Annotated in this window: 23 protein-coding genes and 8 tRNA genes; 20 read left to right on the top strand and 11 right to left on the bottom strand. The window is 44.5% G+C overall.

The genetic code is table 11. The annotated features are described in order from the left end of the window. The first annotated feature begins 23 nt into the window (after positions 1-23). From SHAL_RS16630 to SHAL_RS16585, 10 genes are all read left to right on the top strand, one after another. A tRNA-Gln gene (locus SHAL_RS16630) sits at positions 24-98 on the top strand. 5 nt (positions 99-103) lie between these two features. After that, a tRNA-Met gene (locus SHAL_RS16625) sits at positions 104-180 on the top strand. A gap of 169 nt (positions 181-349) precedes the next feature. Further along, positions 350-434, top strand: a tRNA-Leu gene (locus tag SHAL_RS16620). A gap of 48 nt (positions 435-482) precedes the next feature. Next, positions 483-557 (top strand) — tRNA-Gln (locus tag SHAL_RS16615). A 96-nt stretch (positions 558-653) separates the two neighbouring features. Next, positions 654-738: transfer RNA gene (locus tag SHAL_RS16610), tRNA-Leu, on the top strand. A gap of 20 nt (positions 739-758) precedes the next feature. Continuing rightward, a tRNA-Gln gene (locus SHAL_RS16605) sits at positions 759-833 on the top strand. Positions 834-879: 46 nt separating this feature from the next. Continuing rightward, a tRNA-Leu gene (locus tag SHAL_RS16600) sits at positions 880-964 on the top strand. Positions 965-1,013: 49 nt separating this feature from the next. After that, a tRNA-Gln gene (locus tag SHAL_RS16595) sits at positions 1,014-1,088 on the top strand. 369 nt (positions 1,089-1,457) lie between these two features. Then, positions 1,458-1,880, top strand: coding sequence for a hypothetical protein (locus SHAL_RS16590; protein ID WP_041416071.1), 423 nt, complete (start codon positions 1,458-1,460; stop codon positions 1,878-1,880). A gap of 45 nt (positions 1,881-1,925) precedes the next feature. After that, a complete protein-coding gene (locus SHAL_RS16585) occupies positions 1,926-2,342 on the top strand; it encodes a hypothetical protein (protein WP_012278286.1) in 417 nt (138 codons plus the stop codon). 94 nt (positions 2,343-2,436) lie between these two features. Here the strand turns inward: SHAL_RS16585 and SHAL_RS16580 are convergent, their stop codons facing one another. The 3 genes from SHAL_RS16580 to lolB form a co-directional block, all read right to left on the bottom strand. Continuing rightward, positions 2,437-3,384 carry a ribose-phosphate pyrophosphokinase gene (locus SHAL_RS16580; RefSeq protein ID WP_041416508.1) on the bottom strand — a complete coding sequence of 316 codons (948 nt, stop codon included), beginning with the start codon at positions 3,382-3,384 and terminating at the stop codon, positions 2,437-2,439. Positions 3,385-3,448: 64 nt separating this feature from the next. Further along, positions 3,449-4,303 (bottom strand): 4-(cytidine 5'-diphospho)-2-C-methyl-D-erythritol kinase, encoded by an 855-nt coding sequence (gene ispE, locus SHAL_RS16575; RefSeq protein WP_012278284.1) that lies wholly within the window; start codon positions 4,301-4,303, stop codon positions 3,449-3,451. After that, positions 4,300-4,959: a lipoprotein insertase outer membrane protein LolB gene (lolB, locus tag SHAL_RS16570; protein WP_012278283.1), complete on the bottom strand. Its 660-nt coding sequence runs from the start codon at positions 4,957-4,959 to the stop codon at positions 4,300-4,302. The genes ispE and lolB overlap by 4 nt, the downstream gene beginning before the upstream one ends. A 269-nt stretch (positions 4,960-5,228) precedes the next feature. On the opposite strand from lolB, the gene hemA reads away from it, so the two are divergent. The 8 genes from hemA to SHAL_RS16530 all read left to right on the top strand — a co-directional run bounded on the left by hemA (position 5,229) and on the right by SHAL_RS16530 (position 14,140). Continuing rightward, positions 5,229-6,479, top strand: coding sequence for a glutamyl-tRNA reductase (hemA, locus tag SHAL_RS16565; protein ID WP_012278282.1), 1,251 nt, complete (start codon positions 5,229-5,231; stop codon positions 6,477-6,479). Positions 6,480-6,492: 13 nt separating this feature from the next. Then, complete coding sequence (prfA, locus tag SHAL_RS16560) at positions 6,493-7,578, top strand: peptide chain release factor 1 (RefSeq protein WP_012278281.1); 1,086 nt, start codon at positions 6,493-6,495, stop codon at positions 7,576-7,578. A 47-nt stretch (positions 7,579-7,625) separates the two neighbouring features. Next, positions 7,626-8,468, top strand: coding sequence for a peptide chain release factor N(5)-glutamine methyltransferase (prmC, locus tag SHAL_RS16555; protein ID WP_012278280.1), 843 nt, complete (start codon positions 7,626-7,628; stop codon positions 8,466-8,468). A gap of 323 nt (positions 8,469-8,791) precedes the next feature. After that, positions 8,792-9,187, top strand: coding sequence for a SirB2 family protein (locus SHAL_RS16550; RefSeq protein WP_012278279.1), 396 nt, complete (start codon positions 8,792-8,794; stop codon positions 9,185-9,187). Then, positions 9,187-9,975 carry a transglutaminase family protein gene (locus tag SHAL_RS16545; protein WP_012278278.1) on the top strand — a complete coding sequence of 263 codons (789 nt, stop codon included), beginning with the start codon at positions 9,187-9,189 and terminating at the stop codon, positions 9,973-9,975. The genes SHAL_RS16550 and SHAL_RS16545 overlap by 1 nt, the downstream gene beginning before the upstream one ends. Positions 9,976-10,180: 205 nt before the next feature. After that, the gene (locus SHAL_RS16540) at positions 10,181-11,449 is read left to right on the top strand and encodes a DUF819 family protein (RefSeq protein ID WP_012278277.1); all 1,269 of its coding nucleotides are present in this window, start codon (positions 10,181-10,183) and stop codon (positions 11,447-11,449) included. 69 nt (positions 11,450-11,518) lie between these two features. Continuing rightward, positions 11,519-12,367: a 3-deoxy-8-phosphooctulonate synthase gene (gene kdsA / locus SHAL_RS16535; RefSeq protein ID WP_012278276.1), complete on the top strand. Its 849-nt coding sequence runs from the start codon at positions 11,519-11,521 to the stop codon at positions 12,365-12,367. A gap of 210 nt (positions 12,368-12,577) precedes the next feature. Beyond that, a complete protein-coding gene (locus SHAL_RS16530; RefSeq protein WP_012278275.1) occupies positions 12,578-14,140 on the top strand; it encodes an AbgT family transporter in 1,563 nt (520 codons plus the stop codon). A gap of 394 nt (positions 14,141-14,534) precedes the next feature. On the opposite strand, the gene SHAL_RS16525 is transcribed toward SHAL_RS16530, so the two are convergent. Further along, positions 14,535-15,236, bottom strand: coding sequence for a phosphatase PAP2 family protein (locus tag SHAL_RS16525; protein ID WP_012278273.1), 702 nt, complete (start codon positions 15,234-15,236; stop codon positions 14,535-14,537). A 173-nt stretch (positions 15,237-15,409) separates the two neighbouring features. On the opposite strand from SHAL_RS16525, the gene SHAL_RS16520 reads away from it, so the two are divergent. After that, entirely contained in the window at positions 15,410-16,612 is a 1,203-nt protein-coding gene (locus SHAL_RS16520) for a C45 family autoproteolytic acyltransferase/hydrolase (protein WP_012278272.1), read from the top strand. Between the two features lie 119 nt (positions 16,613-16,731). Here the strand turns inward: SHAL_RS16520 and SHAL_RS23125 are convergent, their stop codons facing one another. The 4 genes from SHAL_RS23125 to SHAL_RS16500 form a co-directional block, all read right to left on the bottom strand. Beyond that, the gene (locus SHAL_RS23125) at positions 16,732-16,821 is read right to left on the bottom strand and encodes a MetS family NSS transporter small subunit (protein ID WP_263053421.1); all 90 of its coding nucleotides are present in this window, start codon (positions 16,819-16,821) and stop codon (positions 16,732-16,734) included. Positions 16,822-16,841: 20 nt separating this feature from the next. Then, positions 16,842-18,338: a sodium-dependent transporter gene (locus SHAL_RS16510; RefSeq protein ID WP_012278271.1), complete on the bottom strand. Its 1,497-nt coding sequence runs from the start codon at positions 18,336-18,338 to the stop codon at positions 16,842-16,844. A 174-nt stretch (positions 18,339-18,512) separates the two neighbouring features. Next, positions 18,513-19,484 (bottom strand): ketopantoate reductase family protein, encoded by a 972-nt coding sequence (locus SHAL_RS16505; protein WP_012278270.1) that lies wholly within the window; start codon positions 19,482-19,484, stop codon positions 18,513-18,515. Between the two features lie 6 nt (positions 19,485-19,490). Next, on the bottom strand, positions 19,491-19,895 hold the full coding sequence (locus SHAL_RS16500; protein WP_398363414.1) for a VanZ family protein: 405 nt from the start codon (positions 19,893-19,895) through the stop codon (positions 19,491-19,493). A 125-nt stretch (positions 19,896-20,020) separates the two neighbouring features. On the opposite strand from SHAL_RS16500, the gene SHAL_RS16495 reads away from it, so the two are divergent. After that, a complete protein-coding gene (locus SHAL_RS16495) occupies positions 20,021-20,506 on the top strand; it encodes a YajQ family cyclic di-GMP-binding protein (RefSeq protein ID WP_012278268.1) in 486 nt (161 codons plus the stop codon). Positions 20,507-20,665: 159 nt separating this feature from the next. Here SHAL_RS16495 and SHAL_RS16490 read toward each other — a convergent pair whose 3' ends face one another. The 3 genes from SHAL_RS16490 to SHAL_RS16480 form a co-directional block, all read right to left on the bottom strand. Further along, complete coding sequence (locus tag SHAL_RS16490; protein WP_012278267.1) at positions 20,666-22,096, bottom strand: AmpG family muropeptide MFS transporter; 1,431 nt, start codon at positions 22,094-22,096, stop codon at positions 20,666-20,668. Positions 22,097-22,311: 215 nt separating this feature from the next. After that, positions 22,312-22,632 (bottom strand): hypothetical protein, encoded by a 321-nt coding sequence (locus tag SHAL_RS16485; RefSeq protein ID WP_012278266.1) that lies wholly within the window; start codon positions 22,630-22,632, stop codon positions 22,312-22,314. 128 nt (positions 22,633-22,760) lie between these two features. Next, a complete protein-coding gene (locus tag SHAL_RS16480; protein ID WP_012278265.1) occupies positions 22,761-23,357 on the bottom strand; it encodes a peptidylprolyl isomerase in 597 nt (198 codons plus the stop codon). Between the last annotated feature and the right edge of the window lie 23 nt (positions 23,358-23,380).

Raw genomic sequence — 23,380 nt, 5'->3', positions numbered from 1 at the left:
TTGTTACTGAAAGAAAGATTTTTTGGGGTATCGCCAAGCGGTAAGGCACCGGGTTTTGATCTCGGCATTCCCAGGTTCAAATCCTGGTACCCCAGCCATCTTTGGCAATGTAGCTCAGTTGGTTAGAGCACAGCACTCATAATGCTGGGGTCGCAGGTTCAAATCCCGCCATTGCTACCATCTTTTTCTAGATGTAAACTAGAAACAACTATTGTTAGTTTCACTAATGTAGTTGCCATCTTAATCTAGATGTAAAACTTGATATTGTGTGAGTGCGGTGGATGTTGATATTAGACACGCCATTCTTAAACAAACACCATCTTAATCAAGATGTAAAAACAGATGCAGTGCGGGAGTGGTGGAATTGGTAGACACGCCAGATTTAGGTTCTGGTGCCGCAAGGTGTGAGAGTTCAAGTCTCTCTTCCCGTACCATTATTTAACATAGCGAGCTCAGGCTGGTTGTGAGTAAGAAAGATTGATTGGGGTATCGCCAAGCGGTAAGGCACCGGGTTTTGATCTCGGCATTCCCAGGTTCAAATCCTGGTACCCCAGCCATTTTATAAGGTCGAGTTATTGACCTGTCTTGATAGTTTGCAGGCAAATGTCTTAAACTGTGAAGGTAAAGCAAGGAAACTTGCAGTAAAGTTCGATGCGGGAGTGGTGGAATTGGTAGACACGCCAGATTTAGGTTCTGGTGCCGCAAGGTGTGAGAGTTCAAGTCTCTCTTCCCGTACCATCGAATTTAACAAGATTTATTGGGGTATCGCCAAGCGGTAAGGCACCGGGTTTTGATCTCGGCATTCCCAGGTTCAAATCCTGGTACCCCAGCCATATAATAAAAGAACCATCTTAATCAAGATGTAAAACTAGATGCAGTGCGGGAGTGGTGGAATTGGTAGACACGCCAGATTTAGGTTCTGGTGCCGCAAGGTGTGAGAGTTCAAGTCTCTCTTCCCGTACCATTTATTTAACATAGCTAGCTAAGGCTGGTTATGAGTTTAAAAGTTTGATTGGGGTATCGCCAAGCGGTAAGGCACCGGGTTTTGATCTCGGCATTCCCAGGTTCAAATCCTGGTACCCCAGCCATATATTGAAAAGCCCATCTTCGGATGGGCTTTTTGTTTTTCTGCGTTTCAATTATTCCCTTCGATGCCGCGACTCTCCAATTTGACTTAGTATTTTTAAGCCTGCGAACTCTGCTGCTTAAAATTTGTGCTAGGATTCTGCTTTACCATTTCAGGGGGGGGGATACCAATTGCATTAAGTATCTGTTCATTCAGTGGGAAGTGCTCAAGCATTCCACTTCTGCTTTGCATCGACTCACAAGGGAATAACCATTCTGTCGTCCATGCGCCTTGAATTGAAAAGCTTGAGCGCTTCTGAATTGATTAAATATTTAATGCAATTGGTCTGAATACTATGAGGCCTATCACAGTCTTATCTATTGGGTGTTTATTGTCAGCGAGCAGCGCGGTTCAAGCCGTACCAACGACACTTGAAATCAATGACAAGATCAAACCTAAGTCTTCTGATCGTTATATTCGAGTCGTTCATAAAGAAGTTGAAACCGGAACTAATGATCTTAATAAGGTCCGCTATGCCATTCTAGAGGGCATGCTGACCACCAAAGGATTCGCTTGGGTATATCAAGGTGAAGGCGAGGGCTACATTTTGGCGCGTTTTGATTATCGAGGCGACACCAATGTGATGCGAATAGAGTATGACCAGTCTTTAGTTCAGCTTAAATATCATGACGCGCTTGGTGACTATGTGTGTAAGAAGCTGGTAGACGATATCTGCTATAAAAATAGTCGCGGTTATTACAACTACATTAAAAACCTTAGAAATAGTATCAGCAAGCAGCTGGCACGGCTTTAATCATTTTAAACAACTGACGCTAAATAAGTGTTTAATGGACAAAATATGAAGAAAGTGATTACAGTTTTGCTTGTGGCAACCAGCTGTTTAATGCCCGTAGCGGCTAGTGAACTACAGCTTTATCAAGACCCAATCCCATACGGCAGTTATATTACAGATTTAGATAGCATGCTGACCGATGCGGTTAAGCGTAACCATTGGGTTTTTAGTAAAGGTGAGTCAGGACTAAGAACCGCAAACTTAGACTATAAGACCTACAAGATAAAAACGGAGCTAGTGGTAAAGGATAACAGTGTGGCCGTTAAGTTGATAAGCGCAGAGCGTCCTGATTGCGGCAAAAAGAGTTGTAAAGTCGACATGGACAAGGTGGAGGGCTGGTTGGTTAAACTGCGCCGGAGTATCGCTTACGATGTCACACAAGCTGTAAGGGATGATGCGCTAAAGCGCAGATTTGCTCAATAGGGTTACGATGATTTTTAGGTATAAAAAAACGCACTCCAAGGAGTGCGTTTTTATGCTCTATCATACGAGCCTAACTCATAGTGTTCGCTATGAATTAGTGCTTGAACATAGCAGAGATTGACTCTTCGTTGCTTACGCGGCGAATTGCTTCAGCCATAACCGTAGACATTGTCAACTGAGACACTTTCTCTAGAGCCGCAATTTCAGGGCTTAGTGGGATAGTGTCAGTCACAATCACTTCATCAATAACTGATTCAGCGATGTTTTTAGCGGCATTGCCAGAGAAAACTGGGTGAGTAGCATAAGCGAATACGCGGTTTGCACCGTGTTCTTTCAATGCTTCTGCTGCCTTACACAGTGTTCCACCAGTATCGATCATGTCATCAACAATGATGCAATCACGGCCTTGAACATCACCAATGATATGCATAACTTGAGCAACGTTTGCCTGTGGACGACGCTTATCGATAATTGCTAAGTCTGAATCATCAAGTAGTTTTGCTACGGCGCGAGCACGTACAACACCACCGATGTCTGGTGATACAACAACTGGGTTTTCTAGGTTTTTAGCTAACATGTCTTCTAGTAACACTGGGCTACCGAATACGTTATCAACTGGAACGTCGAAGAAACCCTGGATCTGCTCTGCGTGTAGATCACAAGTCAATACGCGGTCAACGCCAACGCTTGAAAGGAAGTCTGCAACGACTTTAGCAGTAATCGGTACACGAGCACTACGAACACGACGGTCCTGACGAGCGTAACCAAAGTAAGGAATAACCGCTGTAATACGACCAGCTGATGCACGACGTAGCGCGTCAACCATAACGATAAGTTCCATTAGGTTATCGTTAGTTGGAGCGCAAGTAGATTGAATGATGAATACATCCGCACCACGTACATTTTCATTAATTTGGACACTGATTTCGCCGTCACTGAAAACGCCTACGTCTGCGTCTCCAAGTTTACAAAATAGACGTTCGGCTATTTTCTTAGCGAGATCAGGTGTTGCGTTACCGGCAAAAAGTTTAATGTCAGGCACTGTATGAACCTCAGGCGTATGCTTCATGGTAGTGGCTGGGATTAAAAGATATCCCAGAATGTAGTTAACACTGAGCTAATCTCAGCATTAACGGCGATATGTTTGCCCCTTTCGCAACAAAGCCTTGTATCGATGCTGGCAACTTCGCCAATACATCTTTAGCTTCTTGCTCCTGTTCGAATTGACCAAAAACACAAGCTCCTGTTCCGGTCATTCTGGACGGCGCATATTCTAGCAGCCAGCCTAAGGTCTTGGCAACTTGAGGGTGGCGTTTTGCGACTAATGATTGGCAGTCATTTTGCCATGGGCTATTCATTAATGATTCAAGACTGAGCTTTGGCGTATTACGAGGCAGTTCTGGGTCTTGAAATACTTCAGCCGTAGAGACATGGACCTGAGGGACTAATACAAGATACCAGGGCTCGGCTGGTTCGACATTTTGCAGTTTCTCACCGACGCCTTCGGCAAATGCCGAAAAACCATTAATAAAAACAGGAACATCTGCGCCTAGCTTTAAACCTAACTCGCAGAGTTCCGTTGCAGACAAGCCCGTTTCCCATAGCTGATTCAGGGCGACTAAAGTCGTAGCGGCATCAGAGGAACCACCGCCGAGACCGCCGCCCATAGGTAAACGTTTATCGAGCCAAATTTCGACGCCAAACTGACATTTTGTATGCTGCTGTAGTGATTTTGCGGCTTTAAGAATTAAGTTATCGCTGTCAGCAACAACGCCAGCCAAATTTGAGTGTAATTTGAGCTCGGGTTTATCTAACACTTTAAAGTCTAAGTAGTCACAATGTTCGACGAACTGAAACAAGGTTTGCAGTTCGTGATATCCATCATGGCGCCGTGCATTGATATGCAGGAATAGATTAAGTTTTGCTGGTGCTGGCCAGCCCAATGAAAGTGGCGCGGTCATAAAGATGTCTCAGTATTTGATGTTTGTTTTATAAGAACCTGGCTCTGTGGTGCTAAGGCTTGCCATTGATTCAGTTGCAGCTTTAGGCGTATATCACCACGTTGCAAATTAAGTAGTCTAGGCACCTCTGCACCGCTTTGGGTTTGCCAACTTTTAAAATCAACCTCCCAAGGTGGAAGCTGCTCAGAGTTTACTAACTTAATCGGGCGCCCCCGGTTATCAGTGCTGATCAGTGTATCGCCCTTTGTGAGTTGGCCTGTGATCCATAGCGGTAGTGAGTCGATAGGAATCGACCAACCTGAGACGCGCGTCAACAGGCGTTGTGGATCATTGTCTGTATAGGTTTTGCCGTCAATTTCAAGAGTGGATTTACCTGCATGGCTTGAAAGTGACAGTACTGTTGTCCCCAGCATGGTCGTGAGCTTTAGTTCATCTCGCTCAGGGCTATGAAGCCAATATAGATTGGTACTAAATCTGTCTTCCGGTGTACTAACGGCGAGTTTTCCCTGCATTTCCCACGCAGAAGCCTGCTGCACTTTGTTAACAGAGACGGGAATTAGGTTGTCTGGTATGGTAGTTGAGCAACCGCTAATGAAAATAGTGCTCAATATCAACCATAGATAAGTGTTTTTTGTGAACCGGCTCAAATTATTCATCTATTACTGATATAAAAGAGACCTTATGATACGAGGGGTTGGATGAATTACCAATGCCCATATGCAAAAATATGCTTTTGTACAATGCTCAATGTCGTTTTAGCGTGACATAACTATATATGAATAGTTAAAAAAGTGATGCTAATTGAAAAAATGGGTAAGAACATAGATTATTATTCGGTTTTGTTAAGCGTATTCTGTTTTTAACAATACCAATTCAGTAGAATGGCACCAATAAATGAGATGCCCAAGAGTCCAGAACGAGTCAAATGAGCCTTGTAGCAATCGGAATTAACCATAAAACGGCCACGGTCGACCTGCGTGAGAAAGTCGCATTTGCACCAGACAGAATTCATGATGCCATGAAGAGTCTAGCGTCTTGTACTCAATCGGGCGAAGCCGTCATCATTTCCACCTGTAACCGCACAGAACTCTACTGTAATAACAGTGAAGCCGCTGATGTCGTCGCTTGGCTGGAAGATTATCATCAACTATCCCATGAAGATGTTGAACCTTGCTTGTACCAATATAAAGGTCAGGAAGCGGTTAAACATTTAATGCGTGTATCTGCAGGACTCGATTCACTCATTTTGGGTGAACCGCAAATTTTAGGTCAAGTGAAGCAATCTTTTGTGAAAGCAAAAGAAGCGGGTACTGTTGCTGCGACAATGGATCGCATGTTTCAAAATACCTTTTCAGTCGCCAAAAAAATTCGTACCGAGACTGAAATTGGTGCCGCGGCTGTTTCGGTAGCCTTTGCCGCGGTGAGCATGGCGAAACATATTTTCTCGTCGCTAAGCACGACTCAAGTATTATTGGTCGGAGCAGGTGAGACAATAGAGTTAGTTGCGCGTCACTTAAAAGACAATGGTGTTAAAGCCATGGTCGTGGCAAACAGAACGATTTCACGTGCAGAAGCCATGTGTGACGAGTTCGGTGCAACAGCAATTACACTCGAACAGATCCCAGATTTTCTCCCTAAGGCCGATATCGTGATATCCTCTACGGCTAGCCCATTACCAATACTTGGTAAAGGCATGGTAGAAAAAGCGCTAAAGCAGCGTCGTCATCAACCTATGTTGTTGGTTGATATAGCAGTTCCTCGAGATATCGAGGCTGAAGTTGCGGATCTAGATGATGCATTCCTCTATACCGTAGATGATCTGCAAAGCATTATTGAACAGAATATGGCGTCTCGAAGAGAGGCCGCCGAGCAAGCAGAATTAATTGCAGAAGATCAAGCTTATCAATTTATGGAATGGATCCGCTCACTAGAGTCGGTAGACAGTATCCGTGAATATCGCACTCAGAGTATGGCGATTAAAGATGAGCTGGTAGAGCGAGCGGTCAACAAGTTGGCCCAAGGTGGTAACAGTGAGCAAGTTTTACTGGAGCTAGCCAACAAGCTTACCAACAAACTGATCCATGCGCCGACACAAGCGCTTACCGCTGCGAGTCGACAAGGGGACCTGAATTCTCTTGGACAATTAAGAGCTGTGCTTGGACTAGATAAAGACTAAGGTTAGCGTTTTAATGAAGGACAGTGTGATTCGTAAGCTTGAAGGCTTACTTGAACGTAATGAAGAAGTGTTGGCGCTACTGAGCGATGCAAGCATTATTGCCGATCAGGAGCGTTTCCGCGCCTTGTCTAAAGAATATTCTCAACTAGAAGATGTAGTGAGAACATTTAAGTCCTATCAGCAAGCCGAAGAAGACTTTGAGTCGGCCAAAGAGATGATGGAAGAGGACGATCCTGAGCTAAAAGAGATGGCTCAGGAAGAATATAAAGCGACAAAAGAAGCGATAGCTACGCTTGAAGCTGAGCTGCAAATTCTACTGCTTCCAAAAGATCCGAATGATGACAATAACTGTTTTATCGAAATTCGCGCGGGCGCGGGTGGAGATGAAGCGGCTATTTTTGCGGGCGACCTGTTCCGCATGTACAGCAGATACGCTGAAAGCAAGCGCTGGCAGATTGAAGTTATGAACACCAACGAAGGTGAGCATGGCGGCTTTAAAGAAGTGATTGCGAAAATCAGTGGCGAAGGCGTTTACGGTAAACTGAAATTTGAATCAGGCGGACACCGTGTACAACGTGTTCCTGAGACCGAGTCACAAGGCCGAGTACATACTTCTGCTTGTACTGTGATTGTATTACCAGAAGTGCCTGAAGCTGAAGCCATTGAAATTAACAAGGCTGACTTGAAGGTCGATACCTTCCGCGCATCGGGTGCCGGTGGTCAGCACGTTAACAAAACCGATTCAGCTATCCGTATTACTCACATTCCAACTGGGATCGTAGTTGAGTGTCAGGATCAGCGTTCACAGCATAAGAACCGTGCCCAAGCGATGAGCGTACTTGCTGCGCGTATTCAAGCGGTTGAAGACGAGAAGCGTCGTAGTGCAGAAGAAAGCACACGTCGCAACCTAGTCAGTAGTGGTGATCGTTCTGAGCGTATCCGTACTTACAACTACCCACAAGGTCGTGTAAGTGAGCACAGAATCAACTTAACGCTGTACCGCTTAAACGAGTTTATGGAAGGCGACATCGATTGTGTTGTTGAGCCGCTTATCCAAGAAAACCAAGCGGATATGCTTGCAGCACTGGGTGAAGCTTAATTCTTCACTAATGTGATTATTGAGCTACAGATGAATAAGGATATTCCTTGCAATTAACTATCTCAGGGGCGCTTAAGTGGGCCTCTTCTCAGCTTGAAGGTATCTCTGACTCAGCATCTCTTGATGCTGAGGTCATGTTGCTGCACGTGATTAATAAGCCGCGTAGTTATTTATATACTTGGCCTGATAGAAGTTTAGAGCCTGAGCAGGTGTTTGAGTTTAAACAGATGCTAGCTAAGCGCTTACGTGGTAATCCTATTGCCCATATCGTGGGGGAAAGGGAGTTTTGGTCACTGCCATTTAGGGTCAATCCGACAACGCTAATTCCACGTCCTGACACTGAAATCTTGGTAGAGACCGCGCTTAACTTGCCTTTGGCTGAGAATGCTAAAGTACTCGATTTAGGCACTGGAACTGGAGCGATAGCGCTGTCATTAGCTCATGAGCGCAATGAGTGGCAAGTGTGCGCGATTGATAAAGTTGAAGATGCGGTCGCCTTGGCAAAAGTTAATCGTGCTAACTTGAAACTTGAACAAGTTGATGTGTTTCAAAGTGACTGGTTCGATGCCGTTGAGTGCTACGATTTTAACTTAATCGTGTCTAACCCACCTTATATTGATGAGGAAGATGAACACCTTTCTCAAGGTGATGTTAGGTTTGAGCCACAAAGTGCTCTCACTGCACCGCTGAAAGGGTTTGCCGATCTGTTTCACATTGCAGAGTCTGCTCGTGACTACCTTGCTCCAGGTGGCTATTTGTTACTTGAGCATGGTTATCAGCAAGCTATCGAGCTTAGAGAGAAGTTAATCGAGCTGGGCTATGAGAATGTTGCCACGGTTCGCGACTTTGGCAGTAATGATCGCTGCACATTAGGCCGCTTGCCTCGCTAAGTTTTTGGCGTTAGAAAACAAAAAAGGCACGATTGATAGTGCCTTTTTTATTTTAAGCCTAAAGGTAGCCGTTCAGACCCATTTCCAATGTTGCCAATTAAATTCAGCTATTTTACGTTTAACTGCTTAGTGATGGCTTAAGGCCATTTAGCTACCTCAAACATCATCCAAACTTCACGCGAGTATAGAGGGATGGTGTAACCTGTAAAACGCCGCCGTGGTTAAACTTTGTGCAGTTCTGCTTGTTGTCATCGCCGGATATTGGTTATGGATTAAGGTATGGGGTACACTAGCCGCCATTATCGGCTAATAGATCTTTATTCATGGAAACTTTTTACAGTTTATACCCTGCGTTTAAGCACCTGCATATGACGCTTATCGCGACTAGCGTATTGTTTTTCTTAGTCCGTTTTGTACTGCATTTACGTAAGTCACCCGTAATGGAAAAGAAAGTGATTAAGATAGCGCCTCACGTTATCGATACTTTATTACTGCTCTCTGGTGTGATCTTATGCTTCTCAATTAACCAGTATCCATTCGTCGACCCTTGGATGACTGAAAAGCTTGGTGCCGTTGCGGCTTACATCATATTGGCAACTATAGCGCTTAAAGCTAACCGAGGTACTTTATTTAAAGTGTTTGCAGCCTTGGGCGCAATCGGTTGGGTGGTTTACGCGGCTAAACTGGCAATGTTTAAGCAAGCGGTGTTACTGGGTTAATGGCTGATTTCAAAATAAACGACTCGATCCAACTTCCTGAGACTGCCTTAGATATTGCCCAGCATTTAGGTTTTTCAAAGGTTAAGAATGCTAACTGGGCATGGCTAGAATTAGCCGGGTCTGTACTCAGTTTCTATGTTGTTGATAGGCATGAACGATTAAAGGGACTGCTTAACTGGTTCTATAATGATTTAGGTTTTTGCCCGCGTGAGGACTATTACAGTGCCGAGGCCGCCGATCTCGGTAAGTGTTTAACCTCGAAGCAAGGTAATAGCACAACGTTAGCGACCGTATTAATGTTATTAGCAAAGCAGTTAGATCTTAAATTGGATTTACTGCTATTGCCCGGCCAAACCGTGTTATGTAGTCAAATCGATGATGAAGTTCGCTATATCGATCCACTTACAGGCACAGAGCTGACCAAACATCAGTTACATGTGTTTGTGCGTGGCGAGCTAGGTAATGGGGCTAGTTTTAAACCTAGCTATTTAAAGCCTGCAAGTATTAAGCGAATTATTTCTAGAATGCTACATGAGATGAAAGCGGGCAGCATCTTGGCTCACAAATTTGTGCCTGCGATGGAATGCTGTAACTTGCTGCTTCAATGGCATAGTGATGACTTGAATCTAAACCGAGAGCGTGCCTTTATTGCACAGCAATTGGGTTGTATTAGTGTTGCCGCGGCAGACTTGACTCACTTTGTAGAAAACAGTCCGCATGATCCGGTGATTGAACTGGTGAAAATGCAATTGAAAGAACTTAAAGAGGAAGTTGAAACTTTCCATTAAGAATCACAATAGGGCCTTAATGGCCCTTTTGTGTTGATGTAGCCGCTTCGAGTCAGGGCAAAATATTTAAAATAGAGCGCAACGCTTGAAAAAGTATAAAAACGCGCCGTTAAAAACAAAAATAAGATTAAAAAGTAATACCAACAAATTGAATAGCAAGAATAATAATTAGGCAAAAAATTGCCAATGTTAAGGGGATAGGATCATGAGTAGTACAGATTCAGTGACCAGCGCTCTGGTGACGAATGACGCTACCGCATTAGGTATTTTGGCGGTGGTGCTTGGTTTTGTATTTTATACCAGTAATAGCAGTAATGCGTTTTGGAAGAAGTTCTATACTTACGTTCCCGCATTGCTGATGTGTTATTTCTTACCATCGTTATTAAATACTTTCGATATTATCGATGGTAATACGTCGCAGCTGTATTTTGTGGCGTCACGATACCTGCTGCCAGCCTGCTTAGTGCTACTGATTTTGAGTGTCGACTTAAAGGCGATTCTCTCTTTAGGGCCGAAGGCGATTATCATGTTCCTAACCGGAACCGTGGGAATTGTGATCGGTGGCCCGATTGCGCTGCTTATCGTCTCGGCGATTAACCCCGAGATACTCAATGTGACTGGCCCCGATGCGGTTTGGCGTGGTATGACAACTCTTGCTGGTAGCTGGATTGGCGGCGGTGCCAATCAGGCTGCGATGAAAGAAATTTATGATGTAGGCGGTGATATATTCTCAATCATGGTCACGGTGGACGTTATCGTGGCGAATATCTGGATGGCAGTGCTGCTGTTTATGGCATCAAAGGCTAAAGAGATCGATGCTAAAACTGGCGCTGACACGACTGCACTTGAAGCTCTGAAAGATAAAGTTGAAAAGTATCATGCCGAGAATGCGCGTATTCCTAGCTTGAGCGACTTGATGATGATTGTCGCAATAGGTTTTGGTGTTACCGGCCTTGCTCATATCGTCGCCGATTTTTTAGGGCCATTTTTTGAAACCAATTATCCGTGGACTCGAGATTATAGCCTAACCTCAAAGTTCTTCTGGTTAATTGTCACGGTAACAACGATAGGCTTAATCTTGTCGTTTACACGAGTACGACATATCGAAGCTGCGGGTGCTTCAAAAGTCGCGACAGCATTCTTGTACATTCTTGTAGCCACCATTGGTCTGCATATGGATGTTTCAAAGCTGGCAGATCCTGATAACCTTTGGTACTTTGCCATCGGTATCATTTGGATGTTAGTACATGCTAGCTTCATGTTAATAGTGGCCAAGATTATTAAGGCGCCGCTGTTCTATATGGCGGTGGGTAGCCAAGCCAATGTTGGCGGCGCGGCATCAGCCCCCGTTGTGGCAGCAGCATTCCACCCAGCGTTAGCGCCAGTAGGTGTGCTATTAGCGGTATTGGGCTATGCTTTAGGCACCTATATGGCATGGATCTGTGGTCAGATTTTACAAGCTGTAGCGAGTTAGCACGACAGCGAAAACTTAGTTGATTAATGCCAAGGCATCGGCCTTGGCTCACGAAGAGAGAAGAGATTGATGAGCAATAAAATCATTAGTTTAGGTTCGATTGAAATCGCAAACGATAAGCCATTTGTGCTGTTTGGCGGCATGAACGTACTTGAGTCACGCGACTTGGCAATGCAAATTGCAGAAACCTATGCCGAAGTCACTCAAAAGCTAGGGATCCCTTATGTTTTTAAGGCTTCTTTTGATAAAGCAAACCGCTCATCAGTTAACTCTTACCGTGGTCCGGGCATGGAAGAAGGCTTAAAGATTTTTGAAGAGATTAAGTCTACCTTTAATCTGCCTTTGATTACCGATGTACATGAAGTTCAGCAGTGTGCTCCTGTGGCTGAAGTGGTTGATGTGATCCAGTTACCTGCATTCTTAGCTCGCCAAACCGATCTTGTCGTGGCGATGGCAAAGACTGGCGCCATTATCAACGTCAAAAAACCGCAGTTCTTAGCGCCGCATGAGATGCGTCATATCATCACTAAGTTTAATGAAGCCGGTAATGATGAAATCATGCTATGTGAGCGTGGCTCAAGCTTTGGCTACAACAATCTAGTGGTTGATATGCTAGGTATGGATGAGATGAAGCAAACGGGTTATCCGGTAATCTTCGATGCGACTCATGCGCTGCAGCGTCCGGGTGGCCGAAGTGATAGTGCTGGTGGACGTCGTGCTCAAGCGACAGAGCTTGCCCGTAGTGGTATGGCTCTTGGCTTAGCGGGCTTGTTTATTGAAGCACATCCTGATCCAGATAACGCTAAGTGTGACGGTCCGTGTGCATTGCCACTACATCAGTTAGAAAATTATCTAACTCAGATGAAGGCGGTTGATGATCTGGTTAAATCATTTGAGCCAATCGATACCAGTAAGTAAATTCTACGTGCTTTAAGCTGTTTTAGGCTTATTAAATAAAATAAAACCCTGCATCATGTCAGGGTTTTATTGTTTTGATCCATGTAAATTAAGTTTCGATACAGATTAGACATTTATTCTAGTAAGTTATAAAAAAGACACACGATTAAGCTGTGCCACCGATAGCTGGCATGCCTTAAGCGTGAAAGAACATAATAAATAGGTTGAATGATGAAAGCAGATAAACAGGCGCTTGAGGATCAAGGGCCGCAAGGGATATTAGGTAAGGCGTTAGACAGCATTGAAAGGGTAGGTAACAAATTACCCGATCCCGCAATGCTATTTTTGATTTTGATGTTTGCAGTGTGGGCACTATCAGCATTGTTATCGGGCGTAAGCTTTGATGCTATTGATCCAACCACTAATTCTCCAATTGTGGTTCATAACCTACTAACCGCAGAGGCACTGACTAAGTTCTTAACCTCGATGGTAACGACTTTCACTGCATTTGCTCCATTAGGTGTGGTATTGGTTGCCATGTTGGGTGTCGGTGTTGCTGAGCATTCTGGCTTTATTAACACTGCGCTAAAACGCATGTTAAAAATTACTCCGGCTAAGTTTTTAACTCCTGCTGTCGTGCTTGTTGGTATTATTTCTCACACCGCAACTGACGCTGGCTATGTCGTCGTTATTCCACTTGCTGGCGTGATCTTCTTTACCGTTGGCCGTCACCCGCTAGCGGGTATTGCAGCTGCATTTGCAGGTGTATCAGGTGGATTCTGTGCTAACTTTATCCCGTCAGGTATCGACCCATTACTGCAGAGTTTTACTCAAGCAGCAGCGCAGATTGTTGACCCCACAATTGAAGTTAACCCGTTAAATAACTGGTTCTTTGCGGCATCTTCTTGTATCCCTATTACACTTGTTATTTGGTATCTAACAGATAAAGTATTAGAGCCTCGCTTAAATCGCACTCACAAGGTTAAGCGTGACGAAGTGGATCTTCCTGCGATGGAAGAGGAAAAGCCACTTGAGATTAAAGCATTCCGCATAGCAACTTTAGTGATGGTCGTGGCTATTGCTGCCTTCTTCTCGTTAACAGTGCCAGAGACCTCAACGCTAAGAGATAGCAATGGTTCTTTAACGAGCTTTAAAGCGCCTTTGATGCAGTCCATTGTGCCACTGATTTTCATCTTCTTTATGTTGCCCGGCCTCGTCTATGGTTACATGACTGGCGCCTTTAAAACATCGGGAGATGTGGTGCAGGCGATGTCTAAATCGATGAGCGGCATGTCGCATTACATCGTTATGGCGTTTTTCTGCGCTCAGTTTGTGGCGGCATTTTCGGCATCAAACCTTGGTGCATTGATTGCGGTAGAAGGCGCGGGCGGACTTAAAGCCTTAAACTTACCGGCTGAAATTACCGTTGTCGGTATGATTATCTTAGTTGGCTTTGTGAACTTGTTTGTTGGCTCATCATCGGCTAAGTGGGCATTGATTGGGCCTGTATTAGTACCAATGTTAATGCAGCTTAATATTAGCCCTGATCTATCTCAGGCTGCTTATCGCGTCGGAGATTCTAGTTCAAACATTATCACGCCACTAATGCCATATTTCCCATTGGTAGTGGTCTATTGTCAGCGCTATGTGAAGAACATCGGTATCGGTACGCTGATCTCTATGATGCTGCCATTTAGCTTAGCGTTAATGTCGATATGGAGTGTTTGGTTGCTGGCCTACTGGGCGCTTGGTTTCCCACTCGGCCTAGGTGCTAGTTACACCTACGGACTTTAGAATTCTGGTTTTTTTAGCGAGTAAAATTACCGTGATTATTAAGGGCAACGTCTATACGTTGCCCTTTTTGTTAGCTCAGCTTTGCCAATGCTTCACTATCACCATGAGTTATACCAATCAGTATAAACATTTGGTCGCTCAGCGAGAGTTTAGCGGTTTTGAGGCAAGGCAACGAGTGCAAGGCATAGTTATTCTACGGTTAAGCTCGTTAACACAGCATCAGAACCGCTAAAACTCGCCATTCTGGAGCGTTTTTGGCTTCCTACTTCTGCGTTGAATAACTTAATAAGGGAATAACCATTATTGCAGCTATTCGTCTTGAATTAGTTTGCCAAAAATCGCTCTGAGTAGATCAAATTCTTATACTGATTGGTATTATTTTCAGTATCTAACATTAATCCCGCTTTCTATATGTAAGAGCGGCTCTGCTCAGGGCTATCGATAGCTGGGCACAAAATACTCCCAAAGTTGCACCGGCGAGCAAGTCACCAAGAAAATGATAATTTTGACCTAACTGGCCTGCTATAGCCCCAAGCATAGCTAACAACCATAACCAATAAAGCTTTGGGAAGTGCCACCAAAATACGCTGACTAATGCAAAAGTGAACAGAGCGTGCCCCGAGGGAAAGGAGTTATAGGCAGTACCCATAGCAAAAGGGTGAAATCCCTCTACGCCGTTGTGGATCCAGGAGAGGTTGCTGCCCGCTTCGGTATGGAGCCAGGTTTCTGGCCAAGTACGGCCAAATACAAATTTACCACCAACTCTAGCGATGCTAGCAATGACTATGGTTAACATCAATGTGAGCGCCATCGAGGCAAGTTTCTTACGCCAGGCTGAATTTAAGCAAGCCAGAATGATGATAGCTGAGAGACCTTCGAACAGCAACGGCATCTGGCTGAGTGGCTTAAAGATGGCGCTAGCATCAATATTGTGGTGTAGCCAAGTTGATAGTGGTCGGTCTAAAAGCAGCACGCTAAAAATAGTGCAGCTAATTGCGACTAGGTATAACCATAAACAGCTACGTAGCGAAAAAGTCTGGGGCAGGATTAATAGAGAGTTATTTGTCGATATTGGCTGTTTATCAGTTTGTTTCATTTATTCAAAGAGAGTCTCGAATAGGATAGTTGAGAGTGTATGGACTACTAGGCTTAACTACAAGTTCACCTGCAGGAATATTGCTTGGATACTAAGTTAACTAACTCTCTTAGAAATGCTTAGTAAAGCAAGAGTGTCTATTCTAGCCCCAACATCTTGTGAGGGGGCTTAACATGAACAGAACAATCATTGCGGTATCACTAGCTTTTTCTTCGTTATTCACTGCGGGAGCACAGGCTGAACTTATTCAGCATACAGACCAAATTGCAGAAGTTAAGTTTGAGGGCTCAAGTTATCAGTTAGGCAAACATGTTGGTGAGGTTGCCAAAGCTCAGATCTTAGATGGGATTGAGCGTTTTGATGAAACCCTGGGTGTTATGTTACCGGGCCTCAATGTTATCGCTTTGTCTAAGTCATTTGACGGTCAAGATGTGTTTGGCAAACTTCAAGCAAGCTCACCCGATGCCGCGGCATATATTCAAGGGTTATCCGAGTCTCTTAACCGTTCGCCAAACTTATTGCTGGCTGTAGGTATGTCTGATGAGGCTATTTTAGAGTCTCAGCGCTCAGGAGGGATGGGGTTCTTACAGGCAGAAAAAATGGCTCATGATCCAGCTGCACCAGCTAAATGCACTGTGATGGGCATGTCAGATCAAAAGGGGCGCGCATGGGGACAAGCTAACTTCGACTATATGGGAATTAATTATCAGGGTTTGATAGTGCTAAATCACACCGATTCTGATGGGAAAACCCGAGTTATTCAGACATGGGCTGGATTAATTCCTTATGGCGGTATTGCTAAAGGCGGCCAAGCCATACTGATGAATACCATGGCCGATGAAGGCACTGCTCGAGAGAAAGCTGGCGGCGAGATCTTAACGGCTAATTCAACGCCATCATATTATCTTAGCTGGGAAGCTTATAATATTGAGCAGCCAAGCGATTTGATCTCTGTGTTTAATGCTTACGATGAATACACCGCCTTTTTCACCTATACGGTTATTGACGCTGAAAAGCCCGTTATGAATATCGAGAATAACTTTAGTAGCAATGGTGGCAAGGTGAGTTACTCATATGCAGATAAGACGGTGCATGCTAATCACTCTTTGTATCAGTCTAAAACTTTCGTTGACGATACTTTTGGCGCTAAGTCTTTAGCGCGTCAGGCTGCAGCGGAAGCGTTTATGCAAAAAGCCACTGTGGATACAACGAAAGCCCAATCTCAACATTTTGCAGAGAGCTCTGTGCTTTGGAAGGGCCGAGGCGAGATGATGGGAACTGTCACTTCAACCCGTTTCGATGTTCATGGCGATAAGGTTGATATGTACATAAAAACCGATAGTGCTCATCCTGAGGTCCATATCAAGAACTACTAAATGTACAGCATGAATAAAGGAGCCTTAAGGCTCCTTTCTATTTTCAGCCCTAAACCACTTAATTCAATAGATGGATTTATTACTGTATTTATATGTCCAGCCCTAAATGTGGTTACCTATCAATGCTGTTCATTTCGTCTAGAGGCCCTCATTGCTATCGCTATGCAAACCGCTGCACCTCCCCAAGTAATTAGCAAAGCGAATATCATCATTATAATTGCACCGGTACTCATGCTTTAGGCTCCTTTGAGTTGTTGCCAGAAATGACGCTGATAAAGATGGCGACAAATAGCATGCTGGCCACTAATCCCCAGCCAAGAAATAGCTGGTCAACTATCGGATAGTCACCGTAGCCATTGGCCAATGTATTGACAAGGTTCTTAACGAGAATAATTGCCAGCATGATTGGGCCGATAAAGCGCAAGCAGATCTCAGCCCACTTACCGATACTAAACTCACTGCATCGATTGGCGTAGTCGCGAATATCGGCAATCTTAAATAGCCAGGCGAGAATAATCAGCTCTATTAGGCAACTAGAGAGTAAGGCGATGTTATTAATGAAGTAGTCGACAAGATCGAGCAGCAATAATCCGCCGTTGCTCGAAAAGGCCATGGATAAAATAAATCCAGTTCCGCAAACCAAGAGTGCGGCTTTTTTTCGAGAAATCGACAGTTTATCTATTACCGCTGAGACCACCGCTTCAATAATCGAGATATGTGAGCTAATGCCTGCCACGACTAAGGCTAAGAAGAATAGCGGACCCAGAATATAGGGGGCAGGCAGTAAATTAATGGCCGCAGGTATGGTGACAAAGGCGAGCCCTACACCAGATGACACCACATCTGTGATGGGTTTGGCTTGCTCCGCTGACATATAGCCGAGTACGGAGAAGATCATAATGCCGCCTAAGATAGAGAAGCCACAGTTGATCAGTACCGTCATAAAGGCATTGTTATTAATGTCGGACTTTTCTGGCAGATAGCTAGAGTAGGCCAGCATAATGGCGAAGCCGACACTTAAGGTGAAAAATATCTGACCATAGGCCGCGGACCAAACTCTAGCATCTAAAATTCTGCTGAAATCAGGTCTAAACAGGTAGTTAAGCCCCTCTAAAGCTCCGGGAAGAAAAATAATCCGCGCAATAAATAGCAGCACCATAATGAACAGTAGAGGCATCATTATCTTGCTGGCACGCTCAATACCGCCTTTTACGCCACTATAAACCGCCAAAGTGGTAATACTCCAAGCAATCGCCATCGGGATGGCAATATGGAACTGTATAGAGCCTAATTTGGTTGGGGAGTTATCGCCTAATTGCAGGTATTCGTTAAAGAAGAAGGCGTTGGTGTCGGTACCCCAGCTTTGGGTTATGGAAAAAGTGAAGTAGGAGATAGCCCAGCCAATGATTGCCACATAATAGATAGCGATGACTGCAGCGATAAATACTTGAAACCAGCCTAGCCACTCCAGCCGAAAACCAAGTGATTTACCGAGCTGGGCGAAGATTTTTGGTGCAGCGCCGCGGTACTTATGACCGAGGCTAAACTCCATTATCATAAAGGGAATGCCTGCTGTGAGCATGGCAAATAGATAAGGAATGAAAAACGCACCGCCGCCATTCTCGTAGGCCATATAGGGAAAGCGCCATATATTTCCGAGGCCGATGGCTGAGCCTACAGCTGCTAGAATAAAGCCTGTCCTAGAATTCCATTGTTCTCTTTGCATCGAACGCGCCTGTCTTCTCTGCCATTACACTATTGTAAATTGGGCCAACAGAATTAATTTTAGTCAGGATTGAGGATCCTGCTTGAGGTTTTTACTTTATGAAATACTTAACTTTTAGTTATAAACACAAGGAGGGCTAGTGCGTGAAAACAAAATTAATCTCACGTATGAGTATTAGCTGCGGTATTTAGCTTCTAGCGACTTTATCTGTTCGACGAGATCCTGATTATAAGGCGTTACAATTTTATGAGCCTTGGCTCGCTCTAAAACGAAGCCATTAATCGCATCTATCTCAGTTTGCCTTTGATGATAGACATCTTGATGCATAGAAGAGAAGTTTTGTGCAGTTAGCCCGATAACTTGATAAACACGCTCAATTAAAAGCGCTAGCTCTAGCTTGAGGCCATCGGCTGTGGCAACCTCAACTAGCTCTCTGACGGCTTTGTGGATCGTATCGCGATACTCAAGGTTGGCTAGCTCACCATTAGGGCAATTATGGATAGCCGTTAAGGGGTTTATTGCCGCATTGATAGCCAGTTTTTGCCAAAGCAGCGGTAAGATATCTGCATGCCATGTACTTTGGTCAATATTGCTCAGTAATAATGTCTTAAGTTCTTCACTCAGCTCGGCCCCAATAAATGGCCCAAGCTGAGTCAGGCCCGCTCCCGTCTGTTTTACCTGGTACCTATCTATTCTGAACGCGCCTTGTGAGGTTGTACCAAGGCTTAAGCTACGACCCGCAAGCTCTGGCTGAACATCTAGGTGTGGCCCCAGCCCATTATGCAGCAGCAGAACATGGGCGTCAGCAGGCAGGTAAGGCAATACAGCGCTAAGTGCTGCTCTGACTTGATAAGCCTTAACGCAGACGAGCAATAGCTCGGTATTGGCGAGCTCCTCGGCATAATCTTCAAGGCCGATAAACTTGGCGTGACGAGTGGATAGCTGGCCATCAAGCGCGGTAAATTTAAGCGGGATAATAGCGGAATGAGCCTCTTTGCCGATAAAATTTAGTCGCTCAGCCGTTTGCCGATTAGCCTTGGCAAGCTGATGGTAGATGAGCTGGCCAATGGCTCCTGCGCCTAGAATAGTTATCTGTTTAGCGGCTATCTGTTTAGGCGCGAGCGGAGTTGATGATATTGAAGACATGTTAGGTTACTGCAGGTCTGGCTCGGTGAGCTTAGCCGTTTTAAAGTAGCGACAATAAAGCCAATGAGTAAAGTAGAACAGCGAGATCCCTACCATGTCGGCAATAAAGTCGGCGAAAGAGGCACTACGATAAGAGAGCTGTGATTGCACAGCTTCGATAAATACCGCGTAGCCAGCTAAGATCACCGCAAGAGTGTACCATTTAGGCCTAAAAGCTAAATAGGTAAGGTATGACAAAACAAAGAAACTGCCAACATGGCCAATTTTATCAAAGTTAGGGATCCCCGTTGGGTAGCTAGGCTTAGAGAAAACCAAGTAACTCACCAGAATAAGCATTAAAGCTAGCGCCCATTTAAAAATTACTTGTCTGTTTATCACGTCATATTCATCTGTGTCATTTGTCTCAATCATAAGAAAACCTGCAGGTAAAGTCATTAATAACCCGCAATTTCATCTGCTTTTATGGTTTATTTACTTCAAGTTCAGCTGCTCTGTGGGTAAAATACGGTTACAAACATTTTTTAAGGACCAAACTTATGCCTTCAATGGATATTGTCTCAGAAGTAAATGAAGTTGAACTGCGTAACGCGGTTGATAATTCTGTTCGTGAATTGAAGGGTCGTTTCGACTTTCGTGGCAAAGAAGCCAGCATCGAATATAAAGACCACATTGTGACCTTAACGGCAGAAGATGATTTCCAGTGCCGTCAATTAGTGGATATTCTGCGTATGCAGATGAGTAAGCGTGATGTAGACCCTAAGTCGATGGATGTCGATGAGAAAGCGGTACACAGCGGAAAAACCTTCTCTTTAAAAGTGAAGTTCAAAGAAGGTATAGAAACCTTAGTCGCTAAGAAGCTAGTTAAGTTGATTAAAGATAGCAAGCTTAAGGTGCAGTCCTCTATTCAAGGCGATTCGGTTCGTGTAACGGGTAAGAAGCGTGATGACCTGCAACAGGTGATGGCACTGGCTCGCGAATCTGAACTTGGGCAGCCATTCCAGTTTAATAATTTCCGCGATTAATTACTTCGTGATTAATCGTTTTCGCGGCTAACGTGTAAACTTGGTTTTGCTGCGAAGAAAGAACATTAAAGACGCTTAAAAAATTGTATTTTAAGCGTCTTTTTTAATTCTAAGCTCTCACCTTATAAGCCTCGATAACTTAATAGAGTACAAACCTCTTTAGAAACTGGACTCTTTACTTACATCATTAGCCTCAACCTCAGCTTGTTCAGTAAGGCTTGGGTTGGGGGCATATTTCTGTACCAGCATAATAAGCCCAAGTACAGGGAAACCAATCAAGCTGGCAGCGATAAAGAAGCTGACATAATCATAAGCATCGATATAGGCGCCGGAGAAGCCGGCAACAAACTTAGGAAATAGCAGCATAATCGAGGATAGCAGTGCATATTGAGTCGCACTGTAACCACTACTGGTTAAACTCGATAAGTAGGCGATAAAGGCTGCAGTGGCGATCCCTGCACTGAAATTATCCACCGAGATAGCGAAGGTTAAAAAACTAACGTCATAGCCAATCATGGCTTGATAGGCAAAAAGCAGATTTGTCACCGCCACTAGAAATGCCCCTAAGAAGAGTATCTTCATGGTGCCATAACGGGCGATCAGTAAGCCGCCTGCACCAGCGCCTACCAAGGTCATTATCAGGCCATAGATCTTACTTAATGTCGCAATTTCAGTTTTCGAAAAACCCATGTCGACGTAAAAAACGTTAGCCATAATCCCCATCACGATATCTGAAATACGGTAGCAAGAGATCAGTAATAGGATAAGAATTGCGCTGCGACCGTAACGTTTAAAGAAATCGATAAAGGGCAGCACACTTGCGGTATAGAGCCAAGAAAGGCTAGCCGCGACGGCTTTAGGGTATCGCGCAGCAAACTCAATTTTTAATTTCGCTTCCTTCTCGTCAGCCTCTTTAGTTTCAACGACGGGTTCTTTACTAAACAGTGTGGTTAAAATGCCAACAGACATCAATCCGGCCATCGCTAAGTACGCTGTTTGCCAAGAAACTAAACTATAGGCCTCGTTATTCGGTTCTATCCAGGCGGCAATGGTTAAAGCCCCTGCCGTCGCAATAATCATCGCGCTGCGATAACCTACCTGATAGGCCGCTGCAAGAGCTGCCTGCATTTTTACTGGCGCAGACTCAATACGAAATGCATCGATAACGATGTCTTGAGTCGCTGAGGCAAATGCGACCATTAAGGCAAATAACGCTAGTCTTTCAAGATCGGCAAGAGGGTCGCTTTGGCTCATGCCGACAATGGCTGCAACTAGCAGCAGCTGTGCGAACATCATCCAGCCACGCCTGCGACCTAAAAGCCGGGTGAAGACAGGTAGTGACATCCGATCCACAAGCGGTGACCATGCCCACTTAAAACCGTAGGCGAGTGCAATCCAGCTAAAATAACCAATAGCGGTGCGGTCAACACCGGCTTCCCTAAGCCAAAAAGATAAAGTAGAGAAAACTAGCATCAGCGGCAGGCCCGCAGAAAATCCGAGTAACAACAGAATGAGAACTCGTTTGTGACAGTAAATTGAGGCGGCGTCTTTGAAGCGCTGAAAAAAAGAGGGCACGGATGCTGAAGACATAAGCGAGCTTTGCTGGAATAGATGTACTTAGCTTACGGCTGAGCGGAGTTAGGTTCAAGAGATTAATCTCAATGGACATTGATTTACGCTTTATGAGCAGGCAATAAAAAGCCCAAACCAAAATAGTGGTCTGGGCTTTGGTAGAGCTTAGAACGCCCTTCTGGTGGATATTTTGCGTATGGATACTAATATTTTAGCCACTATCGTTTTAGATGCTAAGGTCTAATCCCGATACAGCCTCGAGGTATTTGACCACCAATACTTAGGTAGTCACAGCAATCATCTATTTGCTTTCGCAAAAAATGATTGCCTCGAATGGTCCAACTCGGCCACCTGTCAAAGGCATGTAGTAAGTGCCAAAACACACGTTCCATATCTGTTTGCGCATCACCCTGATGATTGTACATCTGCCATTCTTCTAGGGTGTCCCATAGATATAGCTGGATCTCTTTGAAGTCGAGCTTATCGCTCAAAAACGCTTTTCCATAGAAAGCCAGCTGGGGCGCCTTGTTATCAATGAACTCGTTAGGTGTCATTGAGCCGCCTCCTTTTACTTAACGAAATAAGTATAGGCAGAAAGTTATAGCTTTTGCTCAAAATATTTCAAATTATTTCAAAATATTTCACAACTCATATCGGTAAAATATTTCAACCGACATATCTGCTAGTTTCTAGGTAGCAGGGTCGCCTTTTTTAGAACAATATCTTGCACTGGAAAGTCAGGCCACTCTATCTGAGTATTGAACTCTGTAGGAACCAGTGACATCGCTTGTAATACTTCCATGCCGGAGGTGACCTCACCAAAAACGGTATAGCCCCAGCGGCGAGAAGAGGGATCTAACTTCTCATTATCGACCACATTAAAGTAAAATTGGCTGGTGGCCGTGTGTGGCTCAGCTTCTCGAGCCATGGCTATGGTACCCGTTAGGTTAGACAGGCCATTGCCTGATTCATTGACGATAGACTTGTCAGTTGGTCTTTCTTGCTTATTTAAATCTAAGCCGCCACCTTGTACCACAAAGTCTGCGATCACTCGGTGAAACAGGGTGTTGTCATAGTGGCCTTTAACAACATAAGTTAGAAAATTATCGACGGTGATTGGCGATCGGGTTCTATCTAACTCCACCACAATTGTGCCCATGCTAGTGTCGAGTTCGACTTGTGGGTAAAGGGTGTTGGGCTGGATGTCTACCGCATAAGTAAGCTGGCTTGCAAGTAATAGGCTTATCGATACCAGCGCTTTTATAATCCAAGATCTCATAATGTTCCCTTAATAATGGTAAG

This window comes from Shewanella halifaxensis HAW-EB4 (genome assembly GCF_000019185.1).
Classification (GTDB): domain Bacteria; phylum Pseudomonadota; class Gammaproteobacteria; order Enterobacterales; family Shewanellaceae; genus Shewanella; species Shewanella halifaxensis.
This window is presented reverse-complemented; position numbering and strand designations above follow the sequence as displayed.